Source organism: Mariniflexile gromovii (genome assembly GCF_017814435.1).
In the GTDB taxonomy this organism is placed as follows: domain Bacteria; phylum Bacteroidota; class Bacteroidia; order Flavobacteriales; family Flavobacteriaceae; genus Mariniflexile; species Mariniflexile gromovii.
On the sequence record NZ_JAGJCB010000011.1, the window covers coordinates 43,814 to 59,883 of the forward strand.

Sequence of the window (16,070 nt, forward strand, 5' to 3'; positions counted from 1 at the left end):
AATAACTCATGAACACTTATAAAAAACCCTACATCATAGCCGAAATTGGTTGTAACCATAAAGGCGACATGGAAATTGCCAAAGAACTCATAAAGGTTGCGAAAATATTTTGTAATGCCGATGCCGTTAAGTTTCAAAAACGAAATAATAAAGAATTATTAACGGAGGAACAATACAATCAACCACATCCAAATCCTGCCAATTCTTATGGAGATACGTATGGGGAACATCGCGAGTATTTAGAGTTTGATGTGCAGCAGCATCAAGAATTGAAAGCATATTGCGAAGAAATAGGTATTACATACTCAACATCAGTTTGGGATGTTACTTCTGCAAAAGAAATTGCATCATTAAATCCAGAATTTATTAAAATACCATCAGCATGTAACAATAACATCAAAATGTTGGAGTGGCTATGCGAAAATTATCAAGGTGAACTTCATATTTCAACAGGAATGACAACCAAAAATGAAATTTATGACTTGGTTCAGTTTTTTAAAAAATTCAATAGAAATAAAGATTTAGTACTTTATAATTGTACATCAGGGTATCCTGTTCCATTTGAAGATGTCTGTCTTTTAGACATCAATTTACTCATTGAAAAGTATAAAAATGAGGTAAAGCATATTGGTTTTTCTGGGCATCATTTGGGAATTGCGGTAGATGTTGCAGCTTATACTTTAGGGGCTAACATTATTGAACGCCACTATACAATCGATAGAACTTGGAAAGGCACCGATCATGCTGCTTCGTTAGAGCCTATGGGACTTCGTAAACTGTCAAGAGACTTAAATGCGGTGTATAAAGCGCTTAATTTTAAATCAAAAGATATTTTGCCTATTGAGCAAGTTCAGCGCGATAAACTTAAAAATCAAAAAGGATAATTAACGATAGATAATGAAAAAAAAAGTATTCGTTTTTTTTCCAGATGGTGTTGGTTTAAGAAATTTTGCATTTACAGATTTTAAACAAATTGGTGAAAATATGGGTTTTGATATCCATTACTGGAACAATACCGTTTTTTCATTGAAAGACAACTTGGGTTTTAATGAGGTTAAGATTGAAAATCATAAAACACACCCATTAACGCCATTATATTTAAGAGCCAGAAAGCATGTAGAACTGAATGTGTCTCAAAAAAAGTTTAATGATAATGTGTATCCAACTTATAAATTCCCGTTTAATTATAATGGGTTGAAGAATACGCTTAAAACTTTATATATAAGTCAGTTAATTGCTTTAAATAATTCTGAGAAAGGGATTGAGCGCATTCGAAAGAAAATAAATGATTTAGAACGTTCAACCTCAAAATACAGTTACTGCAAAGCGCAACTTTTCGAGCATAAACCACATGTGGTATTTTGTACCACGCAGCGCGCATCGCAGTCTATTAGCGCTTTATTGGCGGCAAAGGATTTAGGGATTCCAACGGTAGCTTTTGTATATTCTTGGGACAATGTGCCAAAAGCCATGCAAGTAGTAGAAACCGATTACTATTTTGTATGGAGCGATTTAATGAAACAACAAGTGCTTCAATACTATCCCTTTGTTAAAGAATCTCAGGTTTTTGTTACAGGAACACCGCAATTTGAACCCCATTTTGATACAACGTTATTAGAATCAAGAGCCACTTTTTTCAAACAATATGGTTTAGATGTAAATAAAAAATACATCTGTTATTCAGGTGATGATGAAACCACATCGCCATTGGACCAATATTATTTAGAAGATTTGGCAAACGCGGTTAGAAGTTTGAATAACAAAGGCTATAATTTAGGTATTATTTATAGAAAATGTCCGGTTGATTTCACCAAAAGATACGACGCCGTTATTGAAGCGAATAAAGATATTATTGAAGTTTTAGACCCCATCTGGAAACAGGTTGGTAGTATGTGGAACGAAGTGTTGCCCGCCAAAGAAGATTTTAAAATGTTATACAATGTATGCGAACATAGCGAATTTGTTACCAATGTATGCTCCTCTACCGTATTCGATTTTGTGACACATAATAAACCATGTATATATTACAATTACGAACAACCTCAGTTAAAAAAGGGTATTCGCGATATTGGTCAGAATTACAAATACGTTCATTTTAGAAGCATGCCAAGTGATAAAGCAGCTGTTTTTTGCACCAATAAAAACGAATTGGAAGGTTTGGTACAACAAATTTTGGATGGTAAATTGAGTAATGTTGAAGAAGGTTTAGAATGGTTTGAAATTGTGGCTGGTAAAACACCAATCAAAGCATCGGAAACCATTTGGGAAACCATTAAACAGATTTTAAAATGAAGGTAGGTTTCATCACTTCAGAATATCCACATCCTAAGGTAATCCATGCTGCGGGTATTGGAACTAGTATAAAAAACCTAGCTGTGGCTTTGGTAAATAAAGGTGTAGATGTTACCATATTTGTATACCATCAAAATGAGAATGCCGTTGTTTTAGACGAAGGTGTTGAAATTCATTTGATAAAAAAAGAATCCTTCAAATATTTTACTTGGTATTTTTACAGAAAACTGGTTCAAATCTATGTCAATAAAGTTGTGGAAGAAAAGCAAATCAACATACTTGAAGCCCCAGATTGGACTGGTATTACAGCTTTTGCAACATTTAAAGTGCCATTGGTAATACGTTTCCACGGAAGTGACGCCTATTTTTGCAAATTAGAGAAACGCAAGCAGAAGTTTAAAAATTTTGTTTTTGAAAAAAAGGCATTATTAAAAGCATCAGCGTATATAGCGCCAACCACCTTTGCAGGTAAAGAAACACAAAAGATTTTCGGTTTAAATAAAAAGAAAATTAAAACCATTCATTATGGGTTGCAATTAAAGGATTTTGAAAACGAAACACCTGCAATCTATAATAGAAATACCATGCTTTATATTGGAACCATCATTAGAAAAAAAGGTGTTTTTGAATTGGCAGAAATATTCAATAAAGTAGTGGAAACAAATCCAGAAGCCCAATTAATTTTAATAGGAAACGATGCATTTGATATACAAACAGGTTCAGCTTCAACGTATAAACTGGTAGAAAGTTTATTTTCAAATAAGGCTAAAAAGAAGGTTAGCTATTTAGGGAAGGTACCTTATTCCGAAGTGAAAAATCATATTAAAAATGCCCATGTATGCGTGTTTCCTAGTTTTGCTGAAACTTTAGGGATGGTAACCATTGAAAGTATGGCATTGCAAAAACCCGTAATTAACACGAGCATAGGTTGGGCACAAGAATTGATTGATGATAGTGTAAATGGTTATTTGGTACATCCGTCAGATATCGATTTGTACGCACAACGCATTTTAACCCTATTGAATGATGAAAACCTATGTGCTAAAATTGGTAAAGCAGCAAGAAAAAAGGTTGAAACGACGTTTGATATTGAAATGTTGGCAGACCAAAATCTAGCTTATTACAAGTCCGTTTTATAATGATTATACTGGTTCATAAAAATAATAAACCCATGGCACTTTATAGTGCTACCAGTGGCAATGCTATTGATTTTGATGCCCAAAAACCAATAGGTATTTTATTATTTGAATTGGCAAAAAATCATCCTGAATCACTTTTAATTTGGGTACATCAAGATTATAAAGACCACATAAACCTTGATGCTATAAAAAGCATTTTTCACCATAAACTAATTATGGCCTCCTTTCCTGTTTCAGGTAAATATATAATTCCTGAACAAGTAGGGTATGTAGAGCAGAAACCCTACACCAATGTTTCTCATGCTGTCACGTATCCCACATGGTTAATGAGTAGTGATATAGGTGGCATTTATGCCGAAACGCTCCAAAATATCAAATGTGAACATGCTAAAGAAAAGAATTTCGATTATCTATTATGTTCATTGGCAAAACAGGCAATGCCTAAAGGTTTGTTTTGTTATTCCAACCCGAATTTACTATTACACAAAGAAGCGTTAAAGGTTAAAAATACAGAAGTCTCCACGTTTCAATTGTTCAAATTTGTAAAGCAGCATTATAAAGCTGTTTGGATATTCAATTTGTTGTTTTGTTATTTGTTTTTTGAAAAGAAATTACAATTGCTACCATTCTTTAGAAGCTTATTTTATAAAAGGTTACATGCTGACATTGATTTCAGTTTCATGGAAGTATCATCAAATATTGAAGCACATATACAGGAAAACGTAGATGTTATTATTCCAACTTTGGGAAGAAAAGCGTGTTTGTATGATGTATTAAAAGATTTGTCAAACCAAACCATCCTTCCTAAAAACGTGATTATTGTAGAGCAAAACCCTATAAAAGACGCCGTTTCAGAATTGGATTATTTATCAAATCAAACCTGGCCGTTTACTATTAAGCATCATTTTATACACCAAACGGGGGCTTGTAATGCGCGTAATTTGGCCTTGTCAAAAGTAACAAGTGAATGGGTGTTGTTGGGTGACGATGATAATAGGTTTGACTCTGATTTAATCGAAAAATTTTTCAAAAGAATTAAAGATTTTCAATGTTCAGTGTTAACAACTGTTTATCTTCAACCCCATGAATCAGCTAAATATTTTTTTGTTAGCCAAACAGATATTTTTGGTTCGGGTAACACACTATTAAAATCGTCTTTATTAGAACAAGTAACATTTGATACTGCTTTTGAATTTGGTTATGGTGAAGATTCCGATTTTGGGATGCAACTAAGAAAAACAGGTAACGATGTTATCTTTTTTCCAGACATTAAAATAATACATTTAAAAGCGCCTATAGGTGGTTTTAGAACCAAAGTAAAACAACTTTGGGAAGAAGATGCTATTCAGCCTAAACCTTCGCCAACCATCATGTTATTTGCAAAAAAGCATTATAATGCGTTTCAATTAAGTGGTTATAAGTATAATTTATTTGTTAAGTTTTATAAAAAGCAACACATTAAAAATCCTTATAAATATTTAAAAATGATGCAGATGCAATGGGGACGCAGCGTGTTTTGGAGTGAACAATTAAAAGGGAAACAACATGCTTAAATTATTCACAGATCAAACATTTTTAACAGAGGCCCATCGCAAATCGGTATTCCCATTATTGTTTGATTTGCACTATTTAAAAAACAAGGAGCTGTCTGATTATTATGTTTTAAGCAACCATGTTTCAAGCTGCGATGTTTTAGTGTTTCCTATAAATTATTCACAGTTTATTAAATTTCCCAAAGCCTTTAAAAGTCTACTTCAATTAGCCAAAAAACACAACAAACCCATTTGGATGTATACCGGTGGGGACTATGGTTTTACAACATACATAAAAAATAGTTATACCTTTAGGTTGGGTGGGTTTGATAGTAAATTAGATGCTTCAACCTTTATTATACCATCCTTTGTGAACGACCCATACCAAGATATGTTGCATCAAGGTTTTTCTACATTAAAAAAAGATAAGGAACCCACCATTGGTTTTGTTGGACATGCAAAATCGGGTGTTTTTAAATATACTAAAGAAGTATTAAGCCATTTTAAATTTAAGTTTAGAAGAACTATGGGATTTGTTCTGGCAGATAAACAACCCTTTTACCCATCTAGTATAAAACGTGCAGGGTATTTGCATAAATTACGCTTGTTAAAGGGCTTAAAAACCAATTTTATTTTAAGAAACCATTATAGAGCAGGTGTACAAACCGAAGCTGATAAACAAACATCCACCCAAGAGTTTTACAATAACATTTTTAATAATGCCTATACATTTTGTAGTCGGGGTGTTGGTAATTTTTCGGTACGGTTTTATGAAACGTTGGCGGTTGGACGCATTCCTATTTTGTTGAATACTGATTGCAGATTACCATTAAATGATCTTATAGATTGGTCAAAACACATTGTTGTTTTAGATACCAAAAAAAAGGAGTCTTTTGAGCAGCAAATTTTGGAATTTCATAATGCTTTAAACGATTTGGAGTTTGAAAAGCTTCAAGAAAGCAATAGAACACTATGGGAAACCCATTTAGTACGACCTTCGTATTTTATTAAAATACATGACGCATTTCTAAATAAAGTGAGTTAATATGCATAAAATTTTTACACTTATTATCTGTACTTACATGCGGCCACAGCCGTTGCTTAAATTGTTGCAATCACTACAAAAACAAACACTTTATCCGGGTGAAATTTTAATTATTGATGGTTCAACAAATAATGAAACAAAAAACGTTTTAGATGGAAGTCCATTTCGTAATTTAAAGTATTATAAAGTTGATAGCGCCAATAGAGGATTAACAAAACAACGGAATTATGGTATAGGTCTAGTTCAAAAAACCTCTGAAATTATTTGTTTTCTGGATGATGATACAGTGCCTGATCCGGATTATTTTAAAGAATTATTGGACACATATACCATTTATCCAAATGCATTAGCTGTAGGAGGTTATATTTCGAATGAAGTTGAATGGCAAATGGACGATGGAACAAAAAATAAAAGCAAATTTTATTATGACGGTTGGATGCGCAATGAACCCTCTCGATTTAAAATACGCCAGGTTTTTGGGCTTTTACCAGATACGCCTCCAGGGTTTCTACCAACATTTTCACATGGTAGATCCATTGGTTTTTTTCCTCCTTCCGGTAAAATTTATGAGGTGGAGCAAATTATGGGAGGCGTTGCTAGCTATAAAAATGAAGTTTTTGAACACTTGTCATTTTCCAAATATTTTCAAGGATACGGATTATACGAAGACACCGATTTTTCATTAAGATTAGCAAAAAAGGGATCGCTTTATATAAATACAAATGCGCAATTAGCACATTATCACGAAGATTCTGGTCGTCCTAATCAATATAAATATGGTAAAATGGTGGTAAGAAACGGTTGGTATGTTTGGAGGGTTAAGTATCCAAACCCAAGTTTTAAAGCCAGCTTTAAATGGCATGCTACCTCATTTTTATTGACACTGATTAGGTTTACAAATACTATCAATACCAATAAAAAACAAGAAGCTTTCACCGAAAGTTTGGGAAGAGTGATAGGATGGTTATCTTTATTTTTTAATAAGCCTAGTATTGAAAGATAAATGGGAAAGTTTTATTCTGATATAAAAAAGTATAAAAAATACAGTAACAACAAACCCACTGTATTATTGGTGTTATTGCATCAAGGTCTTTGGGCGCTATGGGTTTATCGTATATCCAATGCTATTTATAATAGTAAAATGCCAAAGTTATTGAAACAGATATTGCTGTCTTTTGCAGTGCTTTGTCAAAAAATGATAGAGATTCTAACTGGTATTTCAATTTCGTATGCTGCTCAAATAGGGGCGGGGTTTTATATTGGTCATTTTGGGGGCATTATTATTAATGCATCCTCAGTTATAGGAGATAATTGTAATATATCGCAAGGAGTTACCATAGGTGTAAGTGGACGAGGAGAAAAACGAGGTGTTCCTGTAATTGGAAACAATGTTTATATGGGTGCCAATGCCGTTGTGGTTGGCAAAATAGTAATAGGTGATAATTGTGTTATTGCGGCAAATTCTTTGGTGGCTAAAAGTGTTGAATCGAATTCGACTGTTATGGGTGTTCCAGCCATTGTAATTAATAATAATACCTCTAAAGACTATATTTAATGAGGTTTTTAGTAATAACAAATGCGCCAACTTTACAGCAAAATCAAATGTATGCTGCCTATGCACCCTATGTTGAGGAAATGGATATTTGGTTTAAGTATGTAGATGATGTTACTATAATATCTCCAACATCCTTCCATCAAACGTTATTATTGAAGCCGTTTGAAAAGCAGCCAAAGGTTATTTCTATTCCATCATTAGTATTTACTTCAATTAAAAATAGTTTTTCATCAGCATTTAAAATTCCATTCATTATTTGGGCCATTTATAAAGCATGCAAAAATGCAGATCATATTCACTTACGTTGTCCAGGAAATATTGGTTTGTTGGGTTGCTTCGTTCAAATATTATTTCCAAAGAAAACAAAAACAGCAAAATATGCTGGCAATTGGGATCCCAACGCTCAACAACCTGTTAGCTACAAACTTCAAAAATGGATTTTAAGCAATACGTTTTTAACGAAGAACATGCAAGTTTTGGTATATGGCAATTGTAAACATCAAACCAAAAACATCAAGCCTTTTTTTACAGCAAGTTATTCGAATTCTGAAATTGAAACACCCATAGAAAGGGATTATTCTAATGCATTGAACTTTGTTTTTGTTGGCAGTGTGGTTGATGGTAAAAGGCCATTATTAGCTATTCAAATAGTGGAAGCGTTGCATAAAGAAGGAAAACACGTGTGTTTGGATTTGTATGGTGATGGTGTTTTAAAAGAAACACTTCAGCATTATATTTCCAATAATAGTTTAGGTGATTTTATAAAGCTACATGGCAATCAGGAAAAAAACATTGTAAAGGATGCATTAAAAAAAGCACATTTTTTAATATTACTTTCAAAATCTGAAGGCTGGCCAAAAGTAGTGGCCGAGGCTATGTTTTTTGGAACTATACCTATTACCACATCTATTTCTTGCATTCCTTTTATGTTGAATGGAGATGAAAGAGGCATCATCATTAACCCTGAAATAGCTACAGCCGTAAATACTATTAATAAAGCAATCAATAATGTAGCATCTTTAAAAATGATGAGTAAATTAGCATCCAATTGGTCTCAACGTTATACCTTGGAGGTTTTTGATGCCGAAATTTATAAGTTGCTGAATAAAATATGAAGGTTTTACAATTAATAGACTCTTTGGAAACTGGTGGAGCAGAACGTGTGGCTGTAAATATAGCCAATGCATTAGCCACCAAAATTGAAGGTTCTTATTTGTGTACCACCCGTGTGGAAGGATTACTTAAAGATAGTATAGATGGCAAGGTGCATTTTTTGTTCTTAAATAAGCAATCTACATGGCATTTAAAATCTATTTTGAAGTTTAATGCCTATGTAAAAAAGGAAGAAATCCAAATTATACATGCACATGCATCTTCCTTTTTTTTAGCCAGTATTATTCGAGTTTTCAATAAGCGTGTTAAAATTGTTTGGCACGACCATTATGGAAACAGTATGTTTTTACAAAACAGAAAGTTTAAGGTTTTAAGACTGTTTTCAGTTTATTTTAATCATATCTTCAGTGTTAATAAGCAACTGGAACAATGGGCAAAAGTAAACTTAAAAGCAAAAAGTGTGTGTTTCTTGCCTAATTTTGCTGTTATTAATAACGAGCCTTCTAAAACCAATTTATTTGGAGAAGCTGGGAAACGCATCATTTGTTTAGCCAATTTACGTGAGCAAAAAGACCATCATAATCTATTAAATGCATTTAAAACGGTGGTTGAAAATCATGGTGATTGGAGTTTACATTTAGTTGGTAAAGATTTTAATGATCCGTATTCTGAATCCATAAAATCCTTCATTATAAATAATAAATTGGAAAAACATGTTTTTATTTATGGAAGCCAGCCAGATACGTTTCATATTCTATCTCAATGTAATTTAGCTATATTATCATCAAAATCGGAGGGATTGCCACTAGCATTGTTGGAATATGGATTGGCTAAATTGCCAGTTATAGCTACCCAAGTGGGAGAATGTACTGAAGTGATTGATAATTATGGTTTGTTGGTGCCTCCGGAAAATTCTAAAGAACTTTCAAAAGCAATCATTCAATGTGTTGAAGATGAGGAATTAAGAAATGTAAATGCCATGTCTTACCATGCTCACATACAAAATACTTATTCCGAAACAGCTCAAGTAAAAACCATTTTAAAAGTTTATAACACCATCTGTAATTAATTTGAAGTATAGTAATTACATAAAAGTCATCGGGTTACACGTCTTAATAGGAGTTGCTATTTATGCGTTACCAGCCTTATCTAAGCTTTATTTTTTAGGTATTTTATTTTATTATACCAACCAAATATTCAAAACAAAACCATCCATTCGCGCCGTAAAAATATTAATGGCCTGTGCTTATGTGGTAGGGGCAGAGGTGTTTATAAGGATGACGGGTGGAAGCTTTTTATACGAAGCATCAAAATATTTAGTCATATTTTTTTGTTTAATAGGGCTTTTCACTGTGAGGCAACAAAACCAATCTTTAGTGTACATAACCTATATACTGCTGCTCATTCCCGGTATTTTCGTTGCAGCGTTTAATGTTAGTGAAAGTACCACATTGCGAACTGCCATTACTTTTAATCTAAGCGGGCCTATTTGCTTGGGTATCGTCTCTGTGTTCTGTTACAAGCTTAAAGTGAGCTATAATAACATCCATAGAATATTTTTTAGTATGGCATTACCATTAATAGCAACCACTACTTATTTGTTTTTATTTAATCCCAGTGTTAGAGATACCATTACAGGTACAGGGTCTAATTTTGAGGCTTCTGGTGGTTTTGGCCCAAACCAAGTGGCAACCGTTTTAGGGTTGGGTATGTTTATTTTTAGTGTTCGTTTTTTTTCTCAATCACCTTCAAGAATTTATAAAATCATCCATGTTATACTTTTCTTTTTAATAAGCTACAGAGCTATCATTACCTTTAGCCGTGGTGGTGTCATTACTGCGTTAATTATGATTGCTGCTTTTGTTTTTTTCTATTTTAAAAAGGTGAATGTTTTTCATAAATTAAGAATTAGCAGAATGTTGGTATTATTTGTTGGTGTTGCCTTTTCAATATGGTTATATTCGTCATTACAAACAGGAGGCTTTATAGATAAACGTTACGCAAACCAAGATGCTTTAGGAAGAGAGAAGGAAGATGTAACTACAGGTAGAAGCGATTTAATTTCTTTTGAATTGGATGAATTTTTAAACAATCCGATAGTAGGTGTTGGAGTTGGTAAAATTAAAGAGCTAAGAGAACAAAAAGAAGGATTGTTGGCAGCATCACACAACGAAATGAGCAGAATATTATCAGAACACGGCTTGCTTGGTTTAATAGCGTTGTTTATTTTGTTATTTACACCTTTAATTTGGAGGTTAAAAAACCGGACGAATATGTTTTTTTATTCATGTTATTTCTTTTGGTTCCTAACTATCAATCACTCTTCCATGCGCATTGCTGCCCCCGCTTTTCTTTACGGACTCTGTTTGTTAAATATAACCTACGAAACCAGTAAAACTAAAAGCATCAAGCGTAATAAAGCTGTTTCAAAACAAATGCCAACATGAAAAGCTTACTTTACATAGGAAACAAGTTATCTAAAAAAGGTAAAACCCAAACTACTATTGAAACTTTAAGCAAAAATTTAAGCTTAGAAGGGTATGTTGTTTTTTCTTTTTCTGATAAAAAAAACAAGGTGTTTCGTCTTTTTGATATGCTTTTTGCTATTATAAAACATGCAAAAAAAGTAGATTATGTTTTAATTGATACATACAGTACATCAAATTTTTATTATGCATATTTGTGCAGTCAGTTATGCAGGCTTCTGAAATTAAAATACATCCCTATTTTACATGGGGGCAATTTACCCAACCGGTTAAAATTAAACCCTAAACTATCTAAGGCTGTATTTAAAAATGCTTATGTGAATGTAGCGCCATCTTTGTATCTTCAATCTGAATTTGAAAAGTATGGTTATTTCAATTTAGTTCATATTCCTAATGCTATTAATCTTCAAAACTATCCTTTTAAGGACAGAACATTTGAAAGCATTAAATTGCTTTGGGTTCGGTCATTTTCAGAAATATATAATCCGTTTTTAGCTGTTGAAATTTTAAAATCGCTTTTAGATGAAGGCTTTGAAGCATCACTTTGTATGATAGGACCAGATAATGATGGTTCATTACATAAAACAAAAGACTACGCCAAAAAGATGAACCTTGAAGTAACTTTTACAGGAAAATTATCAAAACCTGAATGGATATCACTTTCTAAGAATTTCAACGTATTTATTAACACCACAAATTTTGATAATATGCCCGTAAGTGTGGTAGAGGCTATGGCATTGGGACTGCCCGTTATTTCTACAAATGTTGGAGGAATGCCTTTTTTAATTGAGAATAATAACGAAGGTATTTTGGTTAACCCGAAAAGTGCGAAAGAATTTATTGCAGCCATTAAAAAGATAAGGTCAAGCCCTGAAATAACGAATCAAATGATATTAAACGCTAGAAAAAAAGTAGAAAACTACAATTGGGACATTGTTAAAAATTTATGGATTAGAGTGTTGAAATAGTAGTGGTTTAGGTAATTACTTACTATCTTTAGCAACTCTCAAATTACAAATTGTACATGGACAAAAAAGGAATTCATTTCGAAATTTCAGAAAGAAAAATTCTATTGCGAATTATCGATATCGTCTCAATTTTTGTTGTTTTATACTTTGTTAGTAATACGTTTGATTTTGATTATTTCACCATTACCAAAGAAAATTGGGGTTGGGCGTTTGTACTAATTCTATACATTTCTATATTCGGAACCATTTTTGAACTTTACGATTTACAAAAATCAAGTAAAATTGAAAAAATAGCCCCCACCATCGTTTTTACGGTTTCCATTACTGTTCTATTCTATTTTTTAACACCCTTTTTTACACCGTTATTACCAGATAATAGGTTACAGATTATCTATTTTTACTTTGCAATGCTTCTCGCTTTATTTTTATGGCGCATTGCGTACTTAACCTTTATAATTTCGCCTCGGTTTTATAAAAATGTGCTTATTGTTGGTGAAACTTCAAATATTCAAACCGTAATTGATACATTTAAAACCTCCGACCCAAATTATAAAATTGTAGGCTTTATAAATTGTGAAAAGAGAAAAAACGATGGCATTAAATTTAAAGGTATTGTTGAATACAGTCCTAAGCAAATTTATCAAGTGATTAAAGATGAAAAAATATCAGAAATTGTTATTGCAAGTTATAATTCAGAATCGATAACCGCCGAAATTTATAGAGATCTTATCACACTTTTAGAAGGTGGTTTTCCTATAAAGGAATATACCCAAGTTTATGAAGATATGATGCAACGTGTTCCTGTTCAGTTTGTAGGGAAAGATTTTTACAGGTATTTTCCGTTCAGTAGAAGCAACCATAATAGGCTGTATTTGTTTTTTCAACGCTTGTTCGATATCAATATCTCTATTTTAGGAATTTTAATAGGGCTAGTATTATTACCAGTAATTTTATTAGGAAACCTTATAGGAAATCGTGGTGCCACTTTTTATTCTCAAGAACGCATTGGGAAAAATGGTAATCTATTTAAAATTATAAAGTTTAGAACCATGGTTAAAAATGCTGAAGCTTCTGGTGCTGTTTGGGCAAAAAAGAACGATATTAGAATAACACCATTTGGAAAATTTTTAAGAAACACCCGTTTAGATGAAGTTCCACAGTTTTTAAATATTCTAAAAGGCGATATGAGTTTAATTGGCCCCAGACCAGAACGCCCACATTTTGTTAGACAATTATCGCAATTACTTCCTTTTTATGAAACACGGCATATAATAAAACCAGGACTAACAGGTTGGGCACAAGTAAAAACAAAATATGGGGCATCAGTTGATGATAGTTTGCTAAAACTGCAATATGATTTGTACTATATAAAACACCGTAGTTTTTTATTGGATGTCAATATTCTTATTAAAACCCTTAGCACCATCATTTTCTTTAGAGGACAGTAGCTAGATTTGCCTATTGCCTATTGCCTATTGCCTATTGCCTATTGCCAAAATACTTTATCAAATAGATATACCTAATAAACAGCGCTATTAAAAAAGGAATCAATCCAATAGCAAATACTTGTACGCCCATAAACCAATGAAGGGTTAGTAAGCACAAAAGAATTACTAAAAGTTTCAAATACTTAACAAACCAACTGCTTGTTTTTTGTTTAAATAATTGTCCAATTACTAAAATATTCAATGCAAATGCCCAAAGTAAATTATAGTTTTGGTGTGTGCCTGTATGGTCTGTTGCAAACCAAAGTAACAAAATAAGGATGCCAATAAGTCCCGTAATAGTGAATAAAGAAAAGTCCAGCCAAACGGATTGTTTTTGCTTTTTATAATCGTTATAAGTAATAAAGAGAATGATGAAGCCTAAAACGCCAAATACAAATAGAGGACTTGTTAAAAACTGAGTAGGAGCAGGTTCATCCATTTTTTTAAATAGCACGTTGCTTTCTTTAACTAAAGGTTTGTTGCTGTTCTTTATGGTGGCAACTTCAAAGAATTTATAAATGTTTTCGGGTAGAAACATGTGGTCTTCGGTACGTGCTTTTCTATCAATAACTGAGCCCAATGCGATATCTATTCCAAAACTTCCCCAAGAATTTTTGTTCAAATTATTTTGAATTAAGGTTCTAAAGGTCTGGTCTTTAAAGTCTTTTGGTTTGTTGAAATCAATATTGTTTTTTAAAGAAATGTTAGCAACATCTTTTAATTTGGTAGCACAATTATCATAGAAAAACTCATATAAATAAGCCCGATTTTCTGGCTTATAATTGTTTAATAAATAATTGAACAATGTCTGTTTTTCAGAAGCAGATAAATTTAAAACCTGCTCTTTAATGCTTCTGTTTTGAGATATGTAAGCTTCAAAAAAATCTTCAAAATAATTCACCCCAATTAAATAATTGAGTTTTCCTTGAGCAAATTTCAAATAAAAATTAGGCGTATTAAAATCGTAAACTCCATAATTAAACACCAAATCTGTACCTTTTATAGGGTCTTTTATTCGAAAGGCACTATGCCCAAATGCATCATTTAACGAAGCGCCCGGGCCTATGGTTAAAACACTAATTTCAGCCTGTTCAGAAAGTATGTTTTGTTGTGCGGTTGTTATTTGAACAATTAAAAAAAGTAATAAAAAGAGGAGTTTTTTTTGCATAAAAATTCAGGTTACCTAAAGAAGCTAAAATCAACTTTTAAAGAAAATACGTTAGAATATAAAGCCACACTTTGGTCGCCAATATCGGTAAACGCATAATCTATTTGAATACCGTTGTATTTAAAACCTACACCAAAACTTGGTTGAAAAGTTAATTTCTCAGTAATATTATCAATTTGCAGTTCATTTTGAAAGTTCCCAACACCGGCACGTAAATAAACCATATCAATATAGCCAAATTCAAAACCAAGTGCAGGATTGATACTTGCAAAAGATGAAGAGAAAATATCGTTGTTTTCTTCAAACCGCACATTCAAATTGGCAGCAGCTAAAAGTGAATAATCATAATGAAAATCGAATAACTTAGATATACCAATTTGTAGTTTAGGAATGGTTATTTCGGTAGTTTCGGGCAGTTCTTGGTTCTGACCTTCAACAGCATCTTGTACTTTTTTAAATTCTTCCTCATTAATAGCCCATGCATTAAAAGTGGTGGTAACATCGCGTGCCATCACACCAAACTTCCAATTGTTATTGGTTTCAAACTGAATACCAGCATCAAAACCAAAACCCCACGACGAAGCAAAATCGCCTATAACACGACGGATTATTTTAGCATTCACCCCGTAATTAAGCCCTCTAACGGGAAGCTCCCGTGCATAGGAAATGGTAAGTCCATAATCGGCAGTGGAAAATAGACTAATTCTATCATAGTTTATATTTCCTTGTTCATCAATAAGTTGGGTGGTGTTTAGAATGTCATCTACTGCAAATCGAATTAAAGAAACACCTATAACACTGCTCTTGTCCAACGGTTTTGCAAATGCGATATAATCATAATTGGCAATATTTGCAAAGTAACTGGAGTGCATTAACGCCAATTGGTTATCTTCCAGTTTCAATAAGCCGGCAGGATTCCAATAGCCTGAATTCACATCAGAGGTATTTGCGGTTACAGCACTACTCATACCCAAAGCAGCGGCATCCACACCTATATTCATAAACTCGTTGGAGTATTTCCGAACGGTTTGACTGAATACGGATGCGGTTATTACACATAGCAATGCAGTAATGTAAGTTCTCAATCGCAATTTTTTTACAAAGATGCACATAATTTACAAACCTATAAACTTGAAATTATAATAGATATTGCTTTAGACGAAAATTGTTTACTATTTTTACAACATTAAAAAACAACCCATGAAATGCGCATGACCAAAAGTTGGTAGGCAATTACCAATGTAGATTTGCGAATTGCATCTGACAATTAAAAAAAAACAAACAA

At 32.8% G+C, this 16,070-nt stretch carries 14 protein-coding genes; 12 read left to right on the forward strand and 2 right to left on the reverse strand.

Annotated features, from left to right (window positions below; genetic code table 11):
• Positions 1 to 8 precede the first annotated feature (8 nt).
• Genes J8H85_RS11895 through J8H85_RS11950 form a run of 12 tightly spaced genes read left to right on the forward strand, consistent with a single transcriptional unit; the run spans position 9 to position 13,578 of the window.
• A complete protein-coding gene (locus tag J8H85_RS11895) occupies positions 9 to 884 on the forward strand; it encodes an N-acetylneuraminate synthase family protein (protein ID WP_209655425.1) in 876 nt (291 codons plus the stop codon).
• A gap of 13 nt (positions 885 to 897) precedes the next feature.
• Complete coding sequence (locus J8H85_RS11900) at positions 898 to 2,292, forward strand: glycosyltransferase family 28 protein (protein ID WP_209655426.1); 1,395 nt, start codon at positions 898 to 900, stop codon at positions 2,290 to 2,292.
• Entirely contained in the window at positions 2,289 to 3,431 is a 1,143-nt protein-coding gene (locus J8H85_RS11905) for a glycosyltransferase family 4 protein (RefSeq protein ID WP_209655427.1), read from the forward strand. Before J8H85_RS11900 ends, J8H85_RS11905 begins: the two co-directional genes overlap by 4 nt.
• A 32-nt stretch (positions 3,432 to 3,463) precedes the next feature.
• Positions 3,464 to 4,984: a glycosyltransferase family 2 protein gene (locus J8H85_RS11910; protein ID WP_209655428.1), complete on the forward strand. Its 1,521-nt coding sequence runs from the start codon at positions 3,464 to 3,466 to the stop codon at positions 4,982 to 4,984.
• The gene (locus J8H85_RS11915) at positions 4,977 to 6,008 is read left to right on the forward strand and encodes an exostosin domain-containing protein (protein WP_209655429.1); all 1,032 of its coding nucleotides are present in this window, start codon (positions 4,977 to 4,979) and stop codon (positions 6,006 to 6,008) included. Before J8H85_RS11910 ends, J8H85_RS11915 begins: the two co-directional genes overlap by 8 nt.
• Position 6,009: 1 nt before the next feature.
• Positions 6,010 to 7,011: a glycosyltransferase family 2 protein gene (locus J8H85_RS11920; RefSeq protein WP_209655430.1), complete on the forward strand. Its 1,002-nt coding sequence runs from the start codon at positions 6,010 to 6,012 to the stop codon at positions 7,009 to 7,011.
• A complete protein-coding gene (locus J8H85_RS11925) occupies positions 7,012 to 7,563 on the forward strand; it encodes a serine O-acetyltransferase (RefSeq protein WP_209655431.1) in 552 nt (183 codons plus the stop codon).
• Positions 7,563 to 8,678, forward strand: a complete 1,116-nt coding sequence (locus tag J8H85_RS11930) for a glycosyltransferase family 4 protein (protein WP_209655432.1) — start codon at positions 7,563 to 7,565, stop codon at positions 8,676 to 8,678. The genes J8H85_RS11925 and J8H85_RS11930 overlap by 1 nt, the downstream gene beginning before the upstream one ends.
• The gene (locus tag J8H85_RS11935; RefSeq protein ID WP_209655433.1) at positions 8,675 to 9,745 is read left to right on the forward strand and encodes a glycosyltransferase; all 1,071 of its coding nucleotides are present in this window, start codon (positions 8,675 to 8,677) and stop codon (positions 9,743 to 9,745) included. Before J8H85_RS11930 ends, J8H85_RS11935 begins: the two co-directional genes overlap by 4 nt.
• A 1-nt stretch (position 9,746) precedes the next feature.
• Positions 9,747 to 11,123, forward strand: coding sequence for an O-antigen ligase family protein (locus J8H85_RS11940; protein WP_209655434.1), 1,377 nt, complete (start codon positions 9,747 to 9,749; stop codon positions 11,121 to 11,123).
• Positions 11,120 to 12,130: a glycosyltransferase family 4 protein gene (locus J8H85_RS11945; protein ID WP_209655435.1), complete on the forward strand. Its 1,011-nt coding sequence runs from the start codon at positions 11,120 to 11,122 to the stop codon at positions 12,128 to 12,130. Before J8H85_RS11940 ends, J8H85_RS11945 begins: the two co-directional genes overlap by 4 nt.
• A gap of 56 nt (positions 12,131 to 12,186) precedes the next feature.
• On the forward strand, positions 12,187 to 13,578 hold the full coding sequence (locus tag J8H85_RS11950) for an exopolysaccharide biosynthesis polyprenyl glycosylphosphotransferase (protein ID WP_209655436.1): 1,392 nt from the start codon (positions 12,187 to 12,189) through the stop codon (positions 13,576 to 13,578).
• 31 nt (positions 13,579 to 13,609) lie between these two features.
• Here J8H85_RS11950 and J8H85_RS11955 read toward each other — a convergent pair whose 3' ends face one another.
• Both J8H85_RS11955 and J8H85_RS11960 read right to left on the reverse strand, forming a co-directional pair.
• Entirely contained in the window at positions 13,610 to 14,785 is a 1,176-nt protein-coding gene (locus tag J8H85_RS11955) for a lipoprotein N-acyltransferase Lnb domain-containing protein (RefSeq protein WP_209655437.1), read from the reverse strand.
• 11 nt (positions 14,786 to 14,796) lie between these two features.
• Positions 14,797 to 15,870, reverse strand: coding sequence for a putative type IX sorting system protein PorV2 (locus J8H85_RS11960; RefSeq protein ID WP_449566795.1), 1,074 nt, complete (start codon positions 15,868 to 15,870; stop codon positions 14,797 to 14,799).
• Positions 15,871 to 16,070: the final 200 nt, after the last annotated feature.